The organism is Pandoraea terrae (assembly GCF_902459695.1).
GTDB lineage: Bacteria > Pseudomonadota > Gammaproteobacteria > Burkholderiales > Burkholderiaceae > Pandoraea > Pandoraea terrae.
In genome coordinates this window covers 33,105-54,458 of the sequence record NZ_CABPRZ010000019.1, presented here as the reverse complement: position 1 = coordinate 54,458, position 21,354 = coordinate 33,105, and the positions used below count along the sequence as shown (strand labels likewise).

Here is a 21,354-nt window from a genome sequence, read left to right as displayed (position 1 = left end):
AAGGGTGAAATGCATCTTCTGCGTCATTGCCCCGCAATTGTGCAGATTTTGTCGGCGCAGATGTAATCACGCGAGCCGCCGCCATTGCAATTTTTTCGAGCCGCGGTGCGCCCTTGGCGGCGCTAATCTGCATGAATGAGAACGGTCCCGCTGCGCCACAATTGGGCGCGCTGAGCGAACGGGATAACAGGGCGAGATCAGGCGGACTTCGTGAAGCGCGGAGCTTCCTCCGACGCGCTTGTGGCGTTGCCGGCGCTGTACGAGTGCGCGCCGACACCTGCGAGCCTACCATCTTGCACGATCAGATACTCGTTGCGGATCGGCCTACCTTGGAAATGGCATTCGAGAATTTCGCGGGTGCCTGCCGCGTAGCGCGCCTGTGCCGACAGGGTGGTGCCCGAAATGTGCGCCGTCATGCCGTGGTACGGCCTGTGGCGCCAAGCATGGTCCGCCGGCGCCGGCTGTGCGGGAACCACACGTCGCCCCCATCGCCCGCCAATTGAGCGCTTTCGAGCGCTGCCGCCACCGCATCCCGACCAGCCGCCATTGAGCACCCATTGATGAGACGGCAGGTAATTGCGCACGAGCGCAAGCGTGGTCATCAGGACATGCTCGGCTACGCTGTTACTGTTGCAGTAAGTGACTTCCGCGACCGTTCAAAGTCGTCCGATTTGTCACAAACGTGTCACGGCGACTGCCAAAACCCTTGATGGGCTGGTCCCCCCGACAGGAATCGAACCTGTATCTAGCGCTTAGGAGGCACTTGTTCTATCCATTGAACTACGGAGAGCAGGACCAGATCGCTGACTTGCGAAGCCCGATGGCGCGGGGCCTTGTACGGCGCGGCCCGGCGCGGCGGGTTCGGTCCGTCGCGAAGGCAAGAGTATAGCAAAGAGAAGGCGTGGTCCGTGTCGAATCTGTCCCGATGTTCATCGGGAATTTTCCCACTGCATACCCCTCACGTGCCGCGCATTGGTCCGGTCGCAACCACCGGGCCGGTCGGTTGGCCGGTGGGCGAGCCGCCGCGCGGCTCGATCGACACCGCCAGCGCGGCCTTGTCGCTCAGCTGTGCAGCGATCTGCGGCGGCAGCGTCACAGTTGCCGGCGCGTCCGGCGTGAAGACGCCGAGCGAAATCGGCTTGGCGCCCGGTGGAATCAGCCACAGTTCCGTCGACCGGTCTGTCGCGACCGTCGCAGGGGCGGCCGGCACCAAGACCATCCGGGCCCGGCGCAGATCCACCGTGACTGTCCAGTGCACGATGCCGTCGCTGCGCGCAATGGCGGCGGCCATATAGGCATCGGTGGCAGTGGCAACTTGCGGGGTAACGCGGAGCACGCCGAGACTCACGGCGAGCAGCGTAACGGCCGCCACGCTTGCGCCCATCCCGACCCAACGCCACAGCGCCAGGTTGTCCCACCAACCGCGCCGCGCCGCCGCCGCAGGTGCAGCGGCAGCGACCGCCGCCGTGCCGCCCATCAAGCCAAGATCGCGTTGAATGCGGGTCCAGACACGTGGCGGGGCGCCGATTTCGGGGACGTCTTCCGCGAGCGGAACGAGCCGTTGCTGCCAGCGCTCGAGTTCCGCACGCATTGCGGGATCGCGCGCCAGGGCGTCTTCGAACGCGCGCCGCTCGGTGGCGTCGAGCACACCCAGTGCGTATTCCGCGCAGCGGATTTCGTTATCGGGGTCGAGGGGCGTATTCATTGTTCGAGACACGTCTTGAGTTGCATCAGGCTGCGCCGGATCCAGCTTTTCATGGTGCCGAGCGGCACGCTCGCGCGTTCCGCCAGTTCACTGTATGAAACACCGGTAAAGAACGCTTCCCGGACTGCATTTTTCTGTTGCGGGCCCAGCGCCTCAAGGCAACGCTCCAGACGTTGCCGCTCCTGGCTGCTTTCAGCCAATGCGGCCGGCGACGGGTCATCGTCGGCGATGTCGATTTCCTGTCCGTCCTCGAAGAGCGTCTCGCGATGTTGGCGGATGCGGTCGATCGCGCGATTGCGCGCGAGCGAAAACAGCCACGTCAGCGCTGTGCCTCGCGCGGCATCGAATCCGTCAGCCTTGCGCCAGACGGTCGTAAACACCTCCTGAAGGACGTCCTCCGCCTCGGCGCGATCCCGCAGAATGCGCAAGACGACGCCGTAGACGCGGCAAGAGGTGAGCCGGTAGAGCTCCGCAAACGCTTGCTCGTCGCCTTGGGCCACGCGCCGCAGGTTCTGATTCAGCAACTCGCGGCGCGCCTGGTGCTGCTCGTCTGCCAATCGATTGGCTTCGTGCGCTGCATTGCCTGCGATGTCGGTCATGGGCAGAATCGGGCAAATTTCGCCCCGGCGTGGGTGTTCATCACAATATATCACCTGTCCGGGCAGCGAATTCCTGAGCATGTGATCCTCCGTGCCACGCCGAGCCTGTGGGCGAGTGGGTGAGTGGGTGGGCGATTTTGCCGGCGAAAACCGCCCCATCCACCCCCTTACGGATGACCGCATCATTCGGATGCAATCAGACGATACCTGCCGCCCTTAGCGCCGCGATCTGCTCGGGGCCGTAGCCCAGGCGTTCCTGCAGGATCGCGTCGCTGTGCTGGCCCAGGGTTGGCGGGGCCATCTCGGCGCGGACCGGCGTCGCGCTCAGCTTGATCGGATTCGCAACGAGCCGCGCCGTGCCGCCCGATGCATGCGGCAGGTCGACCTGCATGCCGCGTGCCCGCACCTGCGGATGTGCGAAGACTTCCGGCAGTGTGTTGATCGGCCCGCATGGCACGCCGGCAGTTTCGAGCCGCGCGATCCATTCATCTTTCGTCAGGGTGCGCACCATATCGGCCAGCAACGGCACGAGCAGGTCGCGATGGCGTACGCGTGCCGGGTTGGTCGCGAAGCGCGCGTCGTCCGCAAGCCCCGGCTGTCCGCCGGCTTCGATGAACTTCCTGAACTGGCCATCGTTGCCCACGGCGACGATGATCCAGCCGTCGTCGGCACACTGGAACGTCTGGTACGGCACGATGTTCGGATGCGCATTGCCCCATCGCACCGGGGCGCGCTCGCTTGCCAGGTAATTGGTATTCATGTTGGCCAGCATGGCAACTTGCGTGTCAAGCAGCGCCATGTCGATGTACTGGCCAACGCCGGTGCGGTCGCGGTGCGTGAGCGCGGCCATGATCGCAAGGCTGGCGTACATGCCGGTCATCAGGTCCGCGATCGCCACGCCGGCCTTCTGCGGGCCGCCGCCGGGCAGTTCGTCGCGCTCGCCCGTCACGCTCATGAATCCCCCCATGCCTTGCACGATGAAGTCGTAGCCCGGGCGCGCAGCATAGGGGCCGTCCTGTCCGAAGCCGGTGATCGAGCAGTAGACGAGATCCGGTTTCACGGCCGCAAGCGTTGCGTAGTCGAGCCCGTAACGTGCCAACTGTCCGACCTTGTAGTTCTCGACGACGACATCGCTTTGCGCGGCCAGCGCCCGTACTACGGCCTGCCCCTCGGGGTGCGAGATATCGAGCGTGAGCGAGCGCTTGTTGCGATTCGCGGCGAGGTAGTACGCAGCCTCCGCCGTGTCGTGGCCTTCGGCGTCACGTTGGTACGGTGGGCCCCAGGTGCGTGTGTCGTCGCCGGCGCCGGGCCGTTCGATCTTGATCACGTCGGCCCCCAGGTCGGCCAGGTTTTGTGTGCACCACGGGCCGGCGAGCACGCGCGACAGGTCCAGTACGCGGATATGGCTGAGTGCGCCCATCGATTGTCTTCTCCCTCGAATTGTCGTTATCCGGCGCGCATTGTCCGGGCGCGTCGAAGCTTGCGGAACGTTGTCTTGCTACGCGGAACATCGTGGCGAAAAGTGTACGGCCAGCGCGGCGCGCTGCAAAGTCGCATTCCGCTATGCGGATCGCTTTGTCCCCCCGGCGGCTGCGGTATCCCGGCGGTGCCGGCGGGACGTTTTCCCGTATAATCAAAAGTTTGCAAAATACCTGCCTGGCGCCGCCAGCACGTCTCCTACCGCACGCTATGAAAGCCGCAGAAATCCGGGAAAAATTCCTCAAGTTCTTCGAGTCCAAGGGGCACACGATCGTGCGCTCGTCGAGTCTCGTGCCGTCCAACGATCCGACGCTGCTGTTCACGAACTCGGGCATGGTGCAGTTCAAGGACGTCTTTCTCGGTCTCGAGTCGCGTCCATACACGCGCGCCACGACGGCCCAGCGCAGCGTGCGCGCCGGCGGCAAGCATAACGACCTGGAGAACGTGGGCTACACGGCCCGTCACCACACGTTCTTCGAAATGCTCGGCAATTTCTCGTTCGGCGACTATTTCAAGCGCGACGCAATCAAGTACGCGTGGGAATTGCTGACGGTCGATTACGGCCTGCCTCAGGACAAGCTGTGGGTAACGGTCTATCAGGAAGATGACGAGGCTTACGACATCTGGGCCAGGGAAGTCGGCGTGCCGACCGAGCGCATCATCCGCATCGGCGACAACAAGGGCGCGCGTTACGCGTCCGACAATTTCTGGCAGATGGGCGATACGGGCCCGTGCGGTCCCTGCACGGAAATCTTCTTCGACCACGGCCCTGAAGTGTGGGGTGGCCCGCCGGGATCGCCGGAAGAAGACGGCGACCGCTACATCGAGGTCTGGAATCTCGTGTTCATGCAGTTCAACCGCGACGAGCAGGGCAACATGGCCCCGCTGCCCAAGCCGTGCGTGGACACGGGCATGGGGCTCGAGCGTATCGCCGCGGTGCTGCAGCATGTGCACAGCAACTATGACATCGACCTGTTCCAGCACCTGATCAAGGCCGCCGCCCGTGAAACGGGCGTGACCGACCTGAGCGCGAACTCGCTCAAGGTGATCGCCGATCACATCCGCGCGTGCTCGTTCCTGATCGTCGACGGCGTGATCCCGGGCAATGAAGGCCGGGGCTATGTGCTGCGCCGGATCATCCGCCGCGCGATCCGTCACGGGTACAAGCTCGGCTGCAAGAAGGCATTCTTCTACAAACTGGTGCCGGACCTGGTGGCGGAAATGGGCACCGCCTATCCGGAACTGGCCGACGCGCAACAGCGCGTGATGGACATTCTCAGGCAGGAAGAAGAGCGTTTCGGCGAGACGATCGAGAACGGCATGGAAATTCTCGAAAGCGCGCTGGCCGACATGCAAACGCGCGGCGTGACCACGCTCGATGGCGAAGTGGCGTTCAAGCTGCACGATACCTACGGCTTCCCGCTCGACCTGACGGCGGACGTCTGCCGCGAACGCCAGATGTCGGTCGACGAAGCGGCGTTCAACGCTGCGATGGGCCGTCAACGCGAGCAGGCGCGCGCCGCCGGCAAGTTCAAGATGGCCGCTGCGCTCGAATACGCCGGCGCCAAGACCGAATTCCGCGGTTATGACGAACTCACGATCGAAGGCGCCAAGATCACGGCGCTGTACCTCGACGGCGTCAGCGTCGGTTCGCTGTCGGCCGGCCAAAGCGGCATCGTCGTGCTGGACCGCACGCCGTTCTATGCCGAGTCCGGCGGTCAGGTCGGCGATCAGGGCCTGCTCCTTGCGAACGGCGCCCGCTTTGCGGTCTCCGACACGCAAAAGATCCAGCCGGATGTCTTCGGTCACTACGGCACGCTCGAATCGGGTGCGCTCAAAGTGGGCGACGCGCTCACCGCGGAAGTCGATGCCGTTCGCCGCGCGCGCACGATCCGGAACCACTCGGCCACCCACCTGATGCACAAGGCGTTGCGTGAAGTTCTCGGCGGCCACGTGCAACAGAAGGGCTCGCTGGTCGACGCCGACAAGACCCGCTTCGACTTTGCGCACAACGCCGCGATGAGCGCCGACGAAATCCGCCGCGTCGAAGAACTCGTCAACGCCGAAGTGCTCGCCAATCAAGCCACGCAAGCGGCGCTGATGTCGTTCGACGACGCGGTGAAGGGCGGCGCGATGGCCCTGTTCGGCGAAAAATACGGCGATGAAGTCCGCGTGCTCGACATCGGCACGTCGCGCGAACTGTGCGGCGGCACGCACGTAAGCCGCACCGGCGATATCGGCCTGTTCAAGATCGTGATGGAAGGCGGCGTGGCTGCCGGTATCCGCCGCGTGGAGGCGATTACGGGCGACAACGCATTGCATCTCGTGCAGAAGCTCGATGCGCAGATTTCCGAAGCTGCGGCAGCATTGAAGACGCAACCGGCCGAACTGACACAGCGTATCGGCCAGGTCCAGGATCAGGTGAAGTCGCTCGAGAAGGAGCTGGCGGCGCTGAAGTCGAAGCTGGCGTCGAATCAGGGCGACGAACTTGTCGCACAAGCCATCGACGTGAGCGGCATCAAGGTGCTCGCCGCAAAGCTCGACGGCGCTGACGTCAAGACCCTGCGCGAAACGATGGACAAGCTCAAGGACAAGCTGAAGACGGCGGCTATCGTGCTGGCGGCGGTCGACGGCGGCAAGGTCAGCCTGATTGCGGGCGTTACCGCCGATGCCACGTCGAAGGTGAAGGCGGGCGAACTCGTGAACTTCGTTGCCCAGCAGGTTGGCGGCAAGGGCGGCGGCCGTCCGGACATGGCGCAAGCCGGCGGCACCGATCCGACGCATCTGCCCGAAGCCCTCGCAGGGGTTCAAGGCTGGGTGGCCGGCAAGCTGTAAGCCTTAAGCCGGTCGTGCTGCGACACGGTTCGGAAAACGCGCGCTTCGGCGCGCGTTTTTCATTGCACGCCGAAACAGTTGCGAGGGCAGGTGGCCCGGGTGCGCTCAGCCGTTTCCATGTAAAGTAATCGTCTCTCGCCTCCCACCGAAGAAGACAAACGTCGTTATGTCCGCAACGTCAACCGGAACGTCTGCCGGCGTGCCAACGCGCGAGCGCGCCGCGTGGCGCATCGCGCTGTCCTGCATGCTGGCCCTGTCCATCGCCATGGGGATCGGCCGCTTCGCTTTCACGCCGATCCTGCCGCTCATGCTGCACGAAGGCATCATCGACATCCAGCACGGCAGCTGGCTCGCCTCGCTCAATTACGCCGGGTATTTCATCGGCGCGTTGTCGTGCATGGTCCTGCGGCTCACGCCGACGCGGATCGTGCGCTTCGCGCTCGCCGCAACCGCCGTGCTCACGCTCGCGATGGGCGTGTTCGACAATTTCATCGTCTGGGCTGCCGTACGTACGGCCGCCGGCGTCATGAGCGCCTGGGCCATGGTGTTCTCCGCTGGCTGGGGTTTCCGCAAACTTGCGGAACTGCGCATGCCGAGCCTCGGTGGCGTGATCTTTGCGGGCCCTGGCGCCGGTATTGTCGTCACGGGGATCCTGGCGAGCCTGAATGCTTCGCTGCACTGGCCTGCCCGTGGCGGCTGGCTGATCTGCGGGGTTTTGGCCATCGTCCTTCTGGCCACGATCTGGCGTACCTTCGCGGCCGATTCGCCGGCACCGGCGCCGGTCCACAGCGCGAAGGCCGCATCGCCGCACGCGATCCAGCACGGCAGCGGCGAGAGCGTCGTGCCGCTGACGGTCCTCTACGGCCTCGCCGGCTTCGGTTACATCATCACGGCGACGTTTCTGCCGGTGATCGCGCGCCAGGCCTTGCCCGGCTCGCCGTGGCCCGACCTGTTCTGGCCGCTGCTCGGCCTGATGGTGATGCCGGGCGCGATCATCGGCGCGCGCGCCCCGGTCGTGTGGGATAACCGTGTGCTGCTGGCCATCTGTTACCTCATGCAGGGGCTGGGCGTCGTGCTCGGCATCCTGATGCCGAACGTCGCCGGTTTCGCCATCGGCAGCTTGCTGGTCGGTCTGCCGTTCACGGCGATCTCGGTCTACGGCGTGCGCGAGGCGCGCCGCCTGCGGGGGGATAATGCCAATGGCCTGATCGGCCTGATCACGGCATCGTACGGCATCGGCCAGATCCTCGGGCCGCTGGTGGCTGCGCCGCTTGTCGCGCACACCGGCAGCTTCAACGTGGCGCTGTTGTGCGCGTCGGGCGCGTTGGCGGCCGGCGCCGCCGGCTTCCTGTGGGAGCGCCAACGCTCGCTCGGCCGCGCGCCGTAATTTCGCCGTATCTGGAGACCAAGCCATGTCCTTTACCCTGCAAGGCGGAAAACGCGCGGCGGCGACGCCGGCAAGCGACGCCGAACGGCAAATGCGCGTCGATCTGGCGGCCTGTTACCGGCTGGTTGCACTGAACGGCTGGGACGACCTCATCTACACGCATATCTCGGCGATGGTGCCGAACGAGCCGGGCCACTTTCTGATCAATCCGTTCGGCCTCGCATTCGACGAGATCACCGCGTCCAATCTCGTCAAGATCACGCTGGATGGCACCATCGTCGGCGAGAGCGAATATTCAGTGAACGTCACCGGCTTCGCGCTGCACGGCGCAGTTCACGCGGCGCGTCCCGATGCGATCTGCGTCATGCACCTGCACAATACGGACGGCATCGCCGTGTCGATCCAGCCGCACGGTCTGCTGCCCATCTCGCAACACGCGCTGCGTTTCCATGAACGCCTCGGCTACCACGATTACGAAGGCCTGGCGTTCTCGCCGGCCGAAGGCGAGCGCCTCGCCGCGTCGCTCGCGCAGCACCCGGCGATGCTGCTGCGTAATCACGGCACGCTGACGGTCGGGCGCACCGTGGCCGAAGCCTATGTGCTGATGGCCACGCTGTGCAAGGCGTGCGAGATCCAGTTGAAGGCCTTGGCTGGTGGCGCGCCGCCCCATCTGCCGTCGCCTGCGGTGCAGGACAAGACGGCGGTGCAGCTCGAAGACGGCGGCGCCGTCGAGGGTGTGCTGGAATGGCCGGCGTTGCTGCGCAAACTCGATAAAATAGACTCCTCCTACCGCGACTGATACGAGACTTATATGCCCACATTCCATGTCGAATTGTTTGAAGGCCGCACCGTCGAGCAAAAGCGTGCGTTCGTCGAAGCCATCACCCGCGTCACTTGCGAGACGCTGCAATGCGGTCCCGAATCGGTGGATATCATCATTACGGACGTGAAACGCGAAAACTGGGCCACCGCCGGCGTGCTCTGGTCGGATCCGCGCCCCGCATAACGTGCAGGAGTCATCCATGTCCGCCCCTCTCGCGCCGAACGCGCCGCTTGCGCTGTCCCAGCATTTCGCGTCGGACAACTATGCGGGCATATGTCCCGAAGCCCTGAAATACATGGTCGAAGCCAACGGCAGCGGCCATGAAGTGGCGTACGGGGACGACACCTGGACCCAGCGCGTATGCGACGGTCTGCGCAAGCTGTTCGAAACCGACTGCGAAGTCTTTTTCGTCTTCAACGGCACCGCCGCCAACTCGCTGGCGCTCGCGTCGCTGTCGCAGTCGTATCACTCGGTGATCTGCCACGAGCTGGCCCATGTCGAGACCGATGAATGCGGCGGTCCCGAATTCTTTTCGAACGGCGCCAAGTTGCTGACGGCCAGGGGCCGCGAGGACAATGGCAAGCTGACGCCGGAGGCGATCGAAGCTGTCATCATCCGCCGCTCGGACATTCATTTTCCGAAGCCGAAGGTCATCACCCTCACGCAGTCGACGGAAGTCGGCACCGTCTACACGGTCGATGAAGTCGCGGCGATTTCGGCGGTCGCGAAGCGGCGCAATCTGCGCCTGCATATGGACGGTGCGCGCTTCGCCAACGCGGTGGCGACCCTCGGTGTGCATCCGGCCGACATCACCTGGCGGGCAGGCGTAGACGTCTTGTGCTTTGGTGGCACGAAGAACGGCTTGCCGGTCGGCGAGGCAGTCGTATTCTTCAACCGCACGCTGGCGGAGGACTTTGCCTACCGTGTGAAGCAGGCAGGGCAGCTCGCGTCGAAGATGCGTTTCATCTCCGCGCCGTGGCTGGGCATGCTGGAAAACGACGTCTGGCTGAAGAATGCCCGTCACGCCAACGCGATGGCGCAGTTGCTGGCCTCGCGCATCCGCGATCTGCCGGGCGTGACAATCATGTTCGAGACGCAATCGAATGCGGTGTTTGCCGAGTTGCCGCTGCATGTCATCGAGGCATTGCGAGCGCGCGGCTGGCGTTTCTACACGTTCATCGGCGCGGGCGGTTGCCGGTTGATGTGCGCGTGGGATACCACGCCAGAGACGGTGGAAGCCCTCGCGGCGGACATCGCCGCGCTGTGTAAGCCGTGAGTTGAACGGACGCGCCGGCATGCGGCCGGAAGGGCGGCCGGCGCAGCGCAACGGTGCGCTCGAATCACGGTCTACGCGCGGCGAGGCGCAGGCACCGTCGGTGTGAGGAACCCGTGCGCCAGCGTGTGATAGAACGGCGACGAAAATGCGCGCGAGACCTGGCTGGCAAGCAGCGCAACGGCCATCAGCGGGATGACCATCTGGTGGCCGTCGATCATTTCCATGACGATGACGAACGACGTGATAGGCGATTGCGTGACCGCCGCGAGATAGCCGACCATGCACAGCGCGGCAAGCACCGGGAGCGGCACGGATGCCGTGATCATTGACATCAGATCGCCCAGGCCGGCGCCGATCGACAACGATGGCGCAAAGATCCCGCCGGGGATGCCCGACAGGTACGACACGATCAACGCGGTGAACTTCAGCACGGCATAGAAGGGCGACAACGCCTCATGACTTTCGAGCAGGCCCCGCGCCTCGGCGTAACCGCTGCCGAACGTGGTGCCGCCCGAGACGAGGCCGATGACCGCGATCGCCACGCCGCAAAGCACGGCGAAATGCACGGGGCGGCTACGACGCATCTCCACGAGCGGCGCAGGAATCCAGCGTGTGGCATTGAGCAGCAGCCAGCAGAAAACGCCGCCTGCAGTGCCGGTCAGTACGCTTGCACCGATGACGACGGGGAACATGACCCAATGGAAATCGCCGATCGCCTGAATCCGGCCGAAGTACAGATAGTTGCCCTGTAACCCGAGCGCAACGACCCCGGAGAAGATGATTGCGGTAATCAGCGTGCCGCTGTTGCGCGCGACGAAGCTGCGGCTCAACTCTTCAATGGCGAAGACGACGCCGGCCAGCGGCGTGTTGAAGGCGGCGGCAAGGCCGGCAGCGGCTCCGGCGAGCGTGAGCTGGCGTTCGATATGCATGCTGCTGCGGTGGTAGCCGCGGCGCATGGCGTACATGAGCGACGCGCCAATCTGCACCGTCGGGCCTTCGCGGCCGATCGTGAAGCCGCACAGGATGCCGATGAACGACATGGCGATCTTGCCGAACATGATGCGCAACGACAGGAGCGAGCGGGACAGCCGCCCGTCCTGCAGCGAGGCGATCACTTGCGGAATGCCGCTGCCTTGCGCGCCGCGGAAGAAGCGCTGCGTCAACCAGATTGCGATGCCTGCACCGACCGGTGTGATGATGAACGGCAGCCATAACGCATGCGCCGTCATGTGGCGAAACGTCTCATAACCGAAATCGATCAGTTTGGCGTAAAGGACGGAGACGAGGCCGACGAGCACGGCGCCGAGCCAGAACACGCCATAGTTGAGCCAAAGGCGTTGCGCGCGGCGCGCGGTTTGGCGGGAGACGCGTGAAGTGAGCGGCATGGGAAGCGGGGGGCAGGGTGTCATGGGATTATACGCTCCGGCCCTCCCCGCGAAAACCCGCAGCGGCCGAGATGTGCAGGGCGGTGCGACTTCCGTTAACATGTTCAGATCACCCGATTCCGATCATGAGCGAACATCAATATTGCCCCCGTTGCGCGTCGCCGCTCGATATGCGCGAAATTGCCGGGCGCGTGCGCCGCGCCTGCCCCGATGCCCTGTGCGGATTCGTCCATTGGGACAACCCGCTGCCGGTCGTCGCCGGCCTTGTCGAATACCGGGGCCAGATCCTGCTGGCCCGCAATGCCGCGTGGACGGAAGGCATGTTTGCGCTGATCACCGGTTTTCTGGAGCGCGACGAAACGCCCGAAGACGGCATCCGTCGCGAGATCAAGGAAGAGACGAATCTGGACGCTCGTGCAATCTCGCTGCTGGGCGTGTACGAGTTCATGCGCAAGAACGAATTGATCATTGCGTATCACGCTGTCTGCGACGGTGACATTGCCCTGTCGGAGGAGCTGGCCGAGTACCGGCTGGTGGCGCCGGAGCGCTTGCGTCCGTGGCGTGCGGGTACCGGTCACGCCGTCGCCGAATGGCTGCGCCGGCGCAGCCTGCCGATCGAGTACGTCGATTCGGCGCGCCTGTCGATCGCCGCCGACTGAGCGGCACGGGCACGGCGTTCCCCAGGCAAGACGGAGGTGGGCACCGCACGCGTATTGCCCGGCTTCCCCGTTCGCTGGGGTAAAATCCCGACAGGCACAAGCTTATATACGAGAAGAGGGACAGAGCATGGAATTCCAGAAAGAAGTCGACGCGCGGGGCCTGAACTGCCCGCTGCCGATCCTGCGCGCCAAGAAGGCGCTTGCCGACATGCAAAGCGGTGAAGTGCTGCGCATCGTGGCGACGGATCCCGGCTCGGCGCGCGATTTCGCCGCGTTCGCCAAACAGACCGGCAACGAACTGATCGAATCGCGCGAAGAGGACAAGACGTTCTTCTTCCTGATGCGCCGCCGCTGATCGGCTGACCGAAAAAGCAAAACGCCGGCCCCGTGCATGCACGCGGGCCGGCGTTTTGTTCTTGTGCGTAGGCGCGTTATCCGTGGTTGACCGCGCGCAGATACTCGCGGAAGTCATCCTTGAGTTCCGGGTGACGCAGCGCGAACTCCACCGTCGCCTTCAGGTAGCCCAGCTTGCTGCCGCAATCGAAGCGCGTGCCCTGATATCGATAGGCCAGCACGACTTCATCCTGCAGCAGTTTCTGAATCGCATCCGTCAACTGCAGCTCACCGCCAGCGCCCGGTTTGATCTGGCGAATGCAGTCGAAGATGCGCGGACGCAGCACGTAGCGGCCGACCACGCCCAGATTCGATGGCGCATCCTCCGGCGCAGGCTTCTCGACGATATCGGAAAGCTTGACGATGTCGTCTTCCCACTCCTTGCCGTCGATGATCCCGTATGAGCGGCTTTGCTCTCTCTCGATCTCTTCCACGCCGATGATCGAGCTGTGGTACTGGTTGTAGATGTCGACCATCTGCTTGAGCACCGGCGGCTCGCCGTCGAGCAAGTCGTCGGCAAGGATGACCGCGAACGGTTCGTCGCCCACGAGCTTTTCGGCGCACAGCACGGCATGTCCCAAACCCAGTGCCTCGGGCTGGCGCACGTAGAAGCAATCGACATGTGCCGGCTTGATCGAACGCACGGCCTCGAGCAGCTCATGCTTGTTCTTCATTTCGAGTTCGGCTTCGAGTTCATAAGCCTTGTCGAAATGGTCTTCGATGGCCCGCTTGTTGCGTCCCGTGACGAAAATCATCTCGGTGATGCCCGCGGCCGCCGCCTCTTCAACAGCGTACTGGATCAGCGGCTTGTCGACGACGGGGAGCATTTCCTTGGGGCTGGCCTTGGTGGCCGGCAAGAAACGCGTTCCCAGGCCAGCAACGGGAAAAACGGCCTTGGTGACGATAGGTTTCATTGGACTCTCCCTGTAAGGATTTCTTTGGACTCAGGCCGGCAGGCGCGACAACTGCGCCTGCAACTTCTTCACTACGGCATCAAAGTCGACCAATCGTTGTTTCTCAAGTTCCACAACCGCTGCTGGCGCGCGCGCCACAAAGCTCTCGTTGCCAAGCTTGCTCTGGCATTTCGCGATTTCACCCTCGAGCCGCTTGATTTCCTTGCCCAGGCGTTCCCGTTCGGCCGCGACGTCGATTTCGACCTTCAAGGCGAGCTTGTTGGCGCCCACCACGGCGAGCGGCGCACCGTGCGCCTGGGCGTCCAGCGTCGCTTCATCGGCGAGCACCTGCACCTCCGAGAGCTTGGCCAGCGTTTGCAGATACGGGGCGATCGAGTTCAGGAATTCTACGTCGCCGGCCACCAGCAGCGGCACCCGCTGCGCCGGCGACAACGACATTTCGCCGCGCAAATTGCGGCATGCGTCGACAGCGGCCTTCAACTGCGCCATCCAGGCTTCGTCGCTTTCATCGATCTTGCCCATGTCCGCGACCGGGTAGGGCTGGACCATGATGCTTGCTTCGCCCGGGGCCTTGTCGGCCGGATAACGGCCGGCCAGCGGGGCCACCTTCTGCCACAACGCTTCGGTGATGAACGGAATGACCGGATGCGCCAGGCGCAGTACCGATTCGAGCACGCGCAGCAGCGTGCGGCGCGTGGCGCGCTGTTGCGCCGGCGTGCCATTCTGCACTTGCCACTTGGCGAGTTCGACGTACCAGTCGCAATACTCGTCCCACACGAACTTGTAGATCGCGCTGGCGATATTGTCGAAGCGATAGTCGGCGAAACCCTTCGCGACGTCGGCCTCCACGCGTTGCAGCAGCGACACGATCCAGCGGTCGGCGCGCGAGAAGTCGAGCTGGCCTTCAGGCCCGCAGTCGCCCACGCACGGCGCGAGACCGCAATCATGCCCTTCGCAGTTCATCAGCACGAAGCGCGTGGCGTTCCAGAGCTTGTTGCAGAAGTTGCGGTAGCCTTCGCAGCGCGCCAGGTCGAAGTTGATGTTGCGGCCCAGCGTGGCCATCGACGCGAAGGTGAAACGCAGCGCGTCGGTGCCGAACGGTGCAATGCCGTCCGGGAATTCCTTCCTGGTCTTCTTCTCGATGCTGGCGGCCTGTTTCGGATTCATCAGGCCGGTCGTGCGCTTGGCGAGCAGCGCGTCGAGCGACACCCCGTCGACGATGTCGATCGGGTCAAGCGTGTTGCCCTTCGACTTGGACATCTTCTGGCCTTCGGCGTCACGCACGAGCCCGTGCACGTAGACCGTCTTGAACGGCACCTGGCCGGTGAAGTGCGTGGTCATCATGACCATGCGCGCCACCCAGAAGAAAATGATGTCGAAGCCGGTGACGAGCACCGACGACGGCATGAAGTGCGCCATTTCCGGCGTTTTCTCGGGCCAGCCGAGCGACGAGAACGGCACCAGCGCCGACGAGAACCACGTGTCCAGCACGTCTTCGTCGCGCTTGAGCGCGCCCGTGCAGCCCGCCGCGCGCGCCTTTTCGAGCGCCTCGGCTTCGGTCTTCGCGACGTACGCGTTGCCCGCGTCGTCATACCATGCGGGAATCTGATGCCCCCACCACAGTTGGCGTGAAATACACCAGTCCTGGATATTTTCAAGCCACTGGTAGTACGTTGTCGTCCAGTTTTCAGGGACGAACTTGATCTGGCCGCTGCGCACCACGTCGAGGGCCGTTTCGGCGATCGACTTGCCGGGAAAGAACGTGCCTTCCGGCGCCGGCTTGCTCATGGCGACGAACCACTGGTCGGTCAGCATCGGCTCGATCACGGTGCCGGTGCGGTCGCTGCGCGGCACCATCAGCTTGTGCGGCTTGACGGAATCGAGCAGGCCTTGCTCCTCGAGGTCGGCGACCACTTCCTTGCGCGCGACGAAACGGTCGAGACCGCGATACCGTTCGGGCGCGTTGTCGTTGATCTTTGCGTCGAGCGTGAGGATGTTGATCTGCGGCAGGCCGTGACGCTGGCCCACGGCATAGTCGTTGAAGTCATGCGCCGGCGTGACCTTGACCACGCCCGTGCCGAACTCGCGGTCGACGTAGTCGTCGGCAATGATCGGAATCTCGCGGTCGCACAACGGCAGCTTCACATGCTTGCCGATCAGGTGCCGGTAACGCTCGTCTTCGGGGTGGACCATGACCGCGACGTCGCCGAGCATCGTTTCCGGACGCGTCGTCGCGACCGTCAGATGGCCCGGGCCCTCCGCCAGCGGATAGTTGATGTGCCAGAGGAAACCGTCTTCCTCCTCACTGACCACTTCGAGGTCGGACACCGCGGTCAGCAGGGTCGACTCCCAATTGACGAGCCGCTTGCCCCGGTAGATCAGGCCTTGCTCGTACAGCTGGACGAACACGTCGCGCACTGCGCGCGACATCTTGTCGTCCATCGTGAAGTATTCGCGGGTCCAGTCGATCGAGGCGCCAAGGCGGCGCACCTGATTCGTGATGGTATTGCCCGACTGCTCCTTCCACTCCCAGACACGTTCCACGAACTTCTCGCGGCCGAGGTCATGACGCGACACCTTCTGGGCGTCGAGTTGACGCTCCACGACGATCTGCGTGGCGATACCCGCATGGTCGGTGCCGGGCACCCACAGGGTGTTGGCGCCCTTCATGCGGTGGTAGCGCGTCAGGCCGTCCATGATGGTCTGATTGAACGCGTGGCCCATATGCAGCGTGCCGGTGACGTTCGGCGGCGGCAGCTGGATGCTGAAATCTTCGCGGGTGTCGTCGAGGGTCGGCTGGGCATAGCCGCGCCGCTCCCATTCGGGGCCCCAGTAGGCTTCGACGTTCTGCGGCTCGAAGCTTTTGGCTAGCGTGTTGTCGCTGTCGCTCATGGATTGGATGAACCGTGGAATGCGTTAAACATTGAATTATAAAAGATTCGGGGGCGGTTCCGCCGCGAAGGGCGATTTATAATCGTGGCTTGCCCGTTTTTTGGTCCCGACATGCCCGATTTGCTCGCCAACCTGAATCCCGAACAACTGGCCGCCGTCACGTTGCCCGACGAACCCGCCCTGATTCTGGCGGGCGCCGGCTCCGGGAAGACGCGCGTCCTGACCACGCGGATCGCCTGGCTGATCCAGAACGGGCACGTCAGCCCGGCCGGGATTCTTGCCGTCACCTTCACGAACAAGGCCGCCAAGGAAATGCAGGCCCGTTTGGGCGCGATGCTGCCCATCAGCACCCGCGCGATGTGGATCGGCACGTTTCACGGGCTGTGCAACCGCATGCTGCGTGCCCATTACCGCGACGCCGGACTGCCGCAAAGCTTCCAGATTCTCGATCAGGCCGATCAATTGTCCTCCATCAAGCGCATGATGAAGGGCCTGAACGTCGACGACGAGAAATATCCGCCCAAGAACCTGCAGTATTTCATCAACAGCGCGAAAGAGCAGGGCTTGCGGCCGAACGAGGTCGAGGCAAACGATGCTTTCAACCAGAAGTTCGTGGAACTGTACCAAGCGTATCAGGATCAGTGCCAGCGCGAGGGCGTGGTCGATTTTGCCGAATTGCTGCTGCGCTGCTTCGAGCTGCTCAAGCACAACGAACCGTTGCGCACGCATTATCAGGCGCGCTTCCGGCACATTCTCGTCGACGAGTTCCAGGATACCAACAAGCTGCAGTATGCCTGGCTCAAGATGCTGGCCGGTCAGCAAAGCGCCGTGTTCGCCGTCGGCGACGACGACCAGAGCATTTACGCCTTTCGTGGCGCCAATGTCGGGAATATGTCCGATTTTGAGCGCGAATTTCGCGTTCGCCACCTGATCAAGCTGGAGCAGAACTACCGCTCCCACGGCAACATCCTGGATGCGGCAAACGCGTTGATCGAGAACAATGCGCGACGGCTGGGCAAGAACCTGCGCACGGACGCCGGGCAGGGCGAACCGGTGCGCGTGTTCGAGGCGGCCACCGATCTGCAGGAGGCGAGCTGGCTGGTCGAGGAGATCAAGGCGCTCATCCAGCAAGGCCTGTCGCGTCAGGAAATCGCCATCCTGTACCGCAGCAACGCCCAGTCGCGGGTGATGGAACACGCGCTGGTCGGTGCGGGCATTCCGTACCGCGTCTATGGCGGCCTGCGCTTCTTCGAGCGCCAGGAAGTCAAGCATGCGCTGGCCTACCTGCGCCTGATCGAAAACCCGAACGACGACACCGCGTTCGCGCGCGTGGTCAACTTCCCGACGCGCGGCATCGGCGCCAGGTCGCTGGAGCTGCTTGCCGATGCCGCGCGCCTGTACAACTGCTCGATGTATGCCGCCGTGCCGTATATGACGGGCAAGGCGGGCTCGAACCTCGGCGCCTTCGTCAAGATGATCGAGAAGATGCGCTTCGAGACGCAACAGCTGACGTTGCCCGAGACCGTCAGCCATGTCATCGAGGCGAGCGGCCTGATCGCGCATTACCAGACCGAGAAAGAGGGCCAGGACCGGATCGAGAACTTGCAGGAAGTGGTGCATGCCGCCACGGCATTCGTCACGGAAGAAGGGTATGGACTCGACGCGCCGGCGCGTCTGCTGGCGCCTCGTCCGGCGGCGCTGAGCGCACCGGATGCGACCGGCATTCCCGTGACGGACGGGGTGGTCGATGCAGACGTGCCCGTCGAGATGACGCCGTTGGCCGGTTTTCTGTCGCACGCTTCGCTCGAGGCCGGCGACAACCAGGCCGAAGCGGGACAGGATGCCGTCCAGCTGATGACGGTGCACGCCGCCAAGGGGCTGGAATTTACGTCGGTGTTCGTGACGGGGCTGGAAGAGGGACTGTTCCCGCATGAGAACAGCGCGCTCGAACTCGACGGTCTCGAAGAGGAACGCCGCCTGATGTATGTGGCGATCACGCGTGCCAAGGAGCGGCTGTATCTGTCGTTCACGCAAAGCCGCATGCTGCATGGACAGACGCGCTATAACGTGCGCTCGCGCTTCTTCGACGAGATTCCGGAGGAACTGTTGAAATTCCTCACGCCGCGGGCGCAACCCGGCGCCCGTTTGAGTGGCGGTGGCGGGGACAGTGCCTGGGGACGCGACTGGTTTTCGCGCCCGCAGGTCGCGGCGCCGCGTCAGGAGGCGTGGGCCGCGACGCGTTCGGATCAGGCGCTGGCCGAGCGCTCACGCGCGGCCGACACCGGCTTCAAGGTCGGTCAGGGTGTGTTTCATCCGAAATTTGGCGAGGGCAAGATCACCGGGCTGGAGGGCACGGGCGCCGAGGCGCGCGTGCAGGTGGCGTTCGGCCGCCATGGCACCAAGTGGCTGGCCTTGGCGGTCGCGAAGCTTCAGGCGATCGAGTAAGGCGGGGCTGGCGCCGGTTCAGGTGTTCGGCGGCGCGACGTTCGGGTCGATCGCGCCGATTTCCTGAACCCCGAAGCAGCCGCGATAGCTCGCATAGAACGAACAATAGAGCACTGCGGTAAACAGGATCGAGAACGGCATCAGCACGATCGCAAGAAACTTGCCCAAGCCCAGCAACAGCATGATGAGGGCGATCAGCATCGGCACCAGCGTGGCGATGACACCCGTTAGCACACCGTACACGATAAACGCGCGGCCATTGCGCACGCATGCGGTCCAGCTGAAGAACATGGCCTTGGCCGGTGTGATTTCATGCCACGCGACCAGCACGGGCGCGAACCAGAACAGCAGCGCGACGGGCACGTAGGCGATCGCGGTGGCAAGCATCGCGCCGCCCATGGGGCCGGCGAAGGTTTCGTCGTCGGGCCGTCCACCGAAGATCATCAAGCGCAGCAAGTCACCGCCGTCGAACAGTGCCGAGAATACGAACACCAGTGCCATCGCTGCAGCGTAATAGCCGCCGAGCACGAGCAGGCGCCGGGCGACGACATTGCCGTGATTGCGGAAACCGTCGAGCAGCACGTTCGGAAAAATCGGCTTCTTCTGGATGGCGTCGCGACAGGCGGCCATGAAGCCGACGGACAGGCCGGGCATGAAGACCAGCGGCAGGAACGCGCCGACGATCGGCAGGACCGACAGCAGGAGGATGCCGAACAGATACGCGAACAGCAGCGTCAGGATCGCGAGCGGGTTCCTGCGAAAGAGCCAAAGGCCCTGGCGCAGCCACACATAGCCACTTTTCGGCGGGACTTCAAGCAGTTGCATAGGTCAGGGTCGGGTCACAGCCATGGCATCGAAGCCACTTCGATGCGCTGGCGCAGGATTCGTTCGAAATGACCGGGATCGTGCGGTTGCAACATCTCGGCCGAACGGGGCAAATGGAAATCATACAGGCGCGAAAGCCAGAAGCGCAGCGCACCGGCGCGCAACATGTCGCGCCAGTGCGACGCTTCGACCGCGCCGAGCGGCACAACGGTCTGATACGCCCGCAGCATGGCGAGGGTGCGTTCCTCGTCGAGTGCGCCGGTGGCCAGGTCGGAGCACCAGTCGTTGACCGTGACGGCAAGGTCGAACAGCCACTTGTCGCAACCGGCGAAGTAGAAATCGAAGAAACCGCCCAAACGCGGGTGGCCATCGGCGCCGTCGTCGAACAGGACGTTATCGCGGAACAGATCGCAATGACACGGTCCTTCCGGCAGCGCGGCGTAGTCGCCGGATGCGAAGAACGCGGACTGATGCGCCATTTCGCTGTCGAGCAGCGCGCGTTCCGGCGCGCTCAGGAAATCGTGCACTGCCGGCGCCGCTTCGCGCCACCACGGCAGGCTGCGCAGATTGGGCTGGTGCAGCGGGAAATCGCGGCCGGCCAGATGCATGCGGGCGAGCATCGCGCCAACTTGCGCGCAATGTTCGGCATTCGGCGCAAGTTGCGAGCGGCCCGAAAGTTTCGTGACGATGGCGGCGGGCTTGCCGTTCAGTTCGCCGAGAATCGCGTCGTCCCGGTCCGGCACGGGATCGGGCACCGGCACGCCATGATGCGCCAGATGCCGCATCAGCTGCAGATAAAACGGCAACTGTTCGGCGGTGAGCTTCTCGAACAGCGTCAGCACGAATTCGCCGCGCTCGGTCGTCAGGAAATAGTTGGTGTTCTCAATGCCCGAGCTGATACCTCGAAAGTCGAGAACGGCGCCGAGGTCATGGCGATCCAGCCATTGAGCGAGCTGTGCGGGCGAGACGGAAGTGAAAACGGCCATGCGGGATGTCGTTGGAGTCAAACAAAGGGCCCGCGCGCAGTGGCGGCGGGCCCGCGATTGCGCCGGTCCGGCCGGCGCGGGGTGCTCAGAACTTCAGGCCGACGGACGGCAGGCGTCCATCTTGTGCACTGTTGTCGCGAATCTTCGGCGCATTATCCAGCGGCTGTGTCAACTGGTAGTTCGTGCCGAACGACGAATGCACGTCGACTTCGGGCGATTTGCCATGGTCACGGTATTCCGTGACAACGGTGCCCTTGTCCTTGACGATAATGCTCGGATGGCGCTCCTGATTCACTTCGACGGTGGACCTGCTTGTCGCGTTGGCGCGGGCATCGGCTTCCCGCTGGGCGGCGACGGACGCCGATTCCTGACTGTGAGCCTGACCAACCAGCAGCAGCGCCGCGCCGACGGCAACCGGCAGGGCGCGCGAAAAGAACGTATTCATCTTTATTCTCCGTTGTGAGAACGCATCGGCTGGGCGCAGCGGCGCGTCTGCCCGCCAGAATGGGTTCCATGTCCTCTTCATTCTATCAAACGATCCCCCTCGGGCGCGCCAGATTCGTGCCAAACGTAAGGATTTACGCGGCTTTTCGCCGCATGTCGCCGGGCAGGTTTGCAAGAAACGTTACTTATGAAGGACTCCGGGCAACCATTTGACGCATCGGACGGCGGCCGCGATGCGGTGCGGCGCGTGACAGGGAATCTGCTTATTACCGAATGTCATAAGAAAATCGGGAAACTGTCGTTTCGC

General features: G+C 63.8%; 17 protein-coding genes, 1 tRNA gene and 1 pseudogene. 8 read left to right on the top strand and 11 right to left on the bottom strand.

Annotated features, from left to right (window positions below; genetic code table 11):
• Positions 1–197 precede the first annotated feature (197 nt).
• From PTE30175_RS19735 to PTE30175_RS19715, 5 genes and pseudogenes are all read right to left on the bottom strand, one after another.
• A pseudogene (locus PTE30175_RS19735) lies at positions 198–656 on the bottom strand (hypothetical protein); the annotation flags it as partial.
• A gap of 59 nt (positions 657–715) precedes the next feature.
• A tRNA-Arg gene (locus PTE30175_RS19730) sits at positions 716–790 on the bottom strand.
• A 168-nt stretch (positions 791–958) separates the two neighbouring features.
• Positions 959–1,705: an anti-sigma factor gene (locus PTE30175_RS19725; protein WP_150698776.1), complete on the bottom strand. Its 747-nt coding sequence runs from the start codon at positions 1,703–1,705 to the stop codon at positions 959–961.
• Positions 1,702–2,304, bottom strand: a complete 603-nt coding sequence (locus tag PTE30175_RS19720; protein WP_150698775.1) for a sigma-70 family RNA polymerase sigma factor — start codon at positions 2,302–2,304, stop codon at positions 1,702–1,704. The genes PTE30175_RS19725 and PTE30175_RS19720 overlap by 4 nt, the downstream gene beginning before the upstream one ends.
• A 196-nt stretch (positions 2,305–2,500) precedes the next feature.
• On the bottom strand, positions 2,501–3,724 hold the full coding sequence (locus PTE30175_RS19715; RefSeq protein ID WP_150698774.1) for a CaiB/BaiF CoA transferase family protein: 1,224 nt from the start codon (positions 3,722–3,724) through the stop codon (positions 2,501–2,503).
• Positions 3,725–3,993: 269 nt separating this feature from the next.
• On the opposite strand from PTE30175_RS19715, the gene alaS reads away from it, so the two are divergent.
• From alaS to PTE30175_RS19690, 5 genes are all read left to right on the top strand, one after another.
• Positions 3,994–6,618 (top strand): alanine--tRNA ligase, encoded by a 2,625-nt coding sequence (gene alaS / locus PTE30175_RS19710; protein WP_150698773.1) that lies wholly within the window; start codon positions 3,994–3,996, stop codon positions 6,616–6,618.
• 166 nt (positions 6,619–6,784) lie between these two features.
• Positions 6,785–8,005 (top strand): YbfB/YjiJ family MFS transporter, encoded by a 1,221-nt coding sequence (locus tag PTE30175_RS19705; RefSeq protein ID WP_150698772.1) that lies wholly within the window; start codon positions 6,785–6,787, stop codon positions 8,003–8,005.
• A gap of 25 nt (positions 8,006–8,030) precedes the next feature.
• Positions 8,031–8,804 (top strand): class II aldolase/adducin family protein, encoded by a 774-nt coding sequence (locus PTE30175_RS19700; protein WP_150698771.1) that lies wholly within the window; start codon positions 8,031–8,033, stop codon positions 8,802–8,804.
• Positions 8,805–8,816: 12 nt separating this feature from the next.
• Positions 8,817–9,011 (top strand): 4-oxalocrotonate tautomerase, encoded by a 195-nt coding sequence (locus PTE30175_RS19695; RefSeq protein WP_150698770.1) that lies wholly within the window; start codon positions 8,817–8,819, stop codon positions 9,009–9,011.
• A gap of 16 nt (positions 9,012–9,027) precedes the next feature.
• Positions 9,028–10,104: a threonine aldolase family protein gene (locus PTE30175_RS19690; protein ID WP_150698769.1), complete on the top strand. Its 1,077-nt coding sequence runs from the start codon at positions 9,028–9,030 to the stop codon at positions 10,102–10,104.
• A 71-nt stretch (positions 10,105–10,175) separates the two neighbouring features.
• Here PTE30175_RS19690 and PTE30175_RS19685 read toward each other — a convergent pair whose 3' ends face one another.
• Positions 10,176–11,513 carry a chloride channel protein gene (locus tag PTE30175_RS19685; RefSeq protein ID WP_224788880.1) on the bottom strand — a complete coding sequence of 446 codons (1,338 nt, stop codon included), beginning with the start codon at positions 11,511–11,513 and terminating at the stop codon, positions 10,176–10,178.
• A gap of 101 nt (positions 11,514–11,614) precedes the next feature.
• Here PTE30175_RS19685 and PTE30175_RS19680 point away from each other — a divergent pair, with 101 nt between their 5' ends.
• A complete protein-coding gene (locus PTE30175_RS19680; protein WP_150698768.1) occupies positions 11,615–12,148 on the top strand; it encodes an NUDIX domain-containing protein in 534 nt (177 codons plus the stop codon).
• Between the two features lie 127 nt (positions 12,149–12,275).
• Positions 12,276–12,503 (top strand): sulfurtransferase TusA family protein, encoded by a 228-nt coding sequence (locus PTE30175_RS19675; RefSeq protein ID WP_150698767.1) that lies wholly within the window; start codon positions 12,276–12,278, stop codon positions 12,501–12,503.
• A 76-nt stretch (positions 12,504–12,579) separates the two neighbouring features.
• Here PTE30175_RS19675 and galU read toward each other — a convergent pair whose 3' ends face one another.
• Positions 12,580–13,455 (bottom strand): UTP--glucose-1-phosphate uridylyltransferase GalU, encoded by an 876-nt coding sequence (gene galU / locus PTE30175_RS19670; protein WP_150698766.1) that lies wholly within the window; start codon positions 13,453–13,455, stop codon positions 12,580–12,582.
• Positions 13,456–13,485: 30 nt separating this feature from the next.
• Entirely contained in the window at positions 13,486–16,347 is a 2,862-nt protein-coding gene (locus PTE30175_RS19665; protein ID WP_150698765.1) for a valine--tRNA ligase, read from the bottom strand.
• 111 nt (positions 16,348–16,458) lie between these two features.
• Here PTE30175_RS19665 and PTE30175_RS19660 point away from each other — a divergent pair, with 111 nt between their 5' ends.
• On the top strand, positions 16,459–18,792 hold the full coding sequence (locus tag PTE30175_RS19660) for a UvrD-helicase domain-containing protein (protein ID WP_150698764.1): 2,334 nt from the start codon (positions 16,459–16,461) through the stop codon (positions 18,790–18,792).
• Between the two features lie 18 nt (positions 18,793–18,810).
• Here the strand turns inward: PTE30175_RS19660 and PTE30175_RS19655 are convergent, their stop codons facing one another.
• The 3 genes from PTE30175_RS19655 to PTE30175_RS19645 all read right to left on the bottom strand — a co-directional run bounded on the left by PTE30175_RS19655 (position 18,811) and on the right by PTE30175_RS19645 (position 21,048).
• Positions 18,811–19,617 (bottom strand): BPSS1780 family membrane protein, encoded by an 807-nt coding sequence (locus PTE30175_RS19655; RefSeq protein WP_150698763.1) that lies wholly within the window; start codon positions 19,615–19,617, stop codon positions 18,811–18,813.
• 14 nt (positions 19,618–19,631) lie between these two features.
• Complete coding sequence (locus tag PTE30175_RS19650; protein ID WP_150698762.1) at positions 19,632–20,603, bottom strand: homoserine kinase; 972 nt, start codon at positions 20,601–20,603, stop codon at positions 19,632–19,634.
• Positions 20,604–20,688: 85 nt separating this feature from the next.
• Entirely contained in the window at positions 20,689–21,048 is a 360-nt protein-coding gene (locus PTE30175_RS19645) for a hypothetical protein (protein WP_150698761.1), read from the bottom strand.
• Positions 21,049–21,354: the final 306 nt, after the last annotated feature.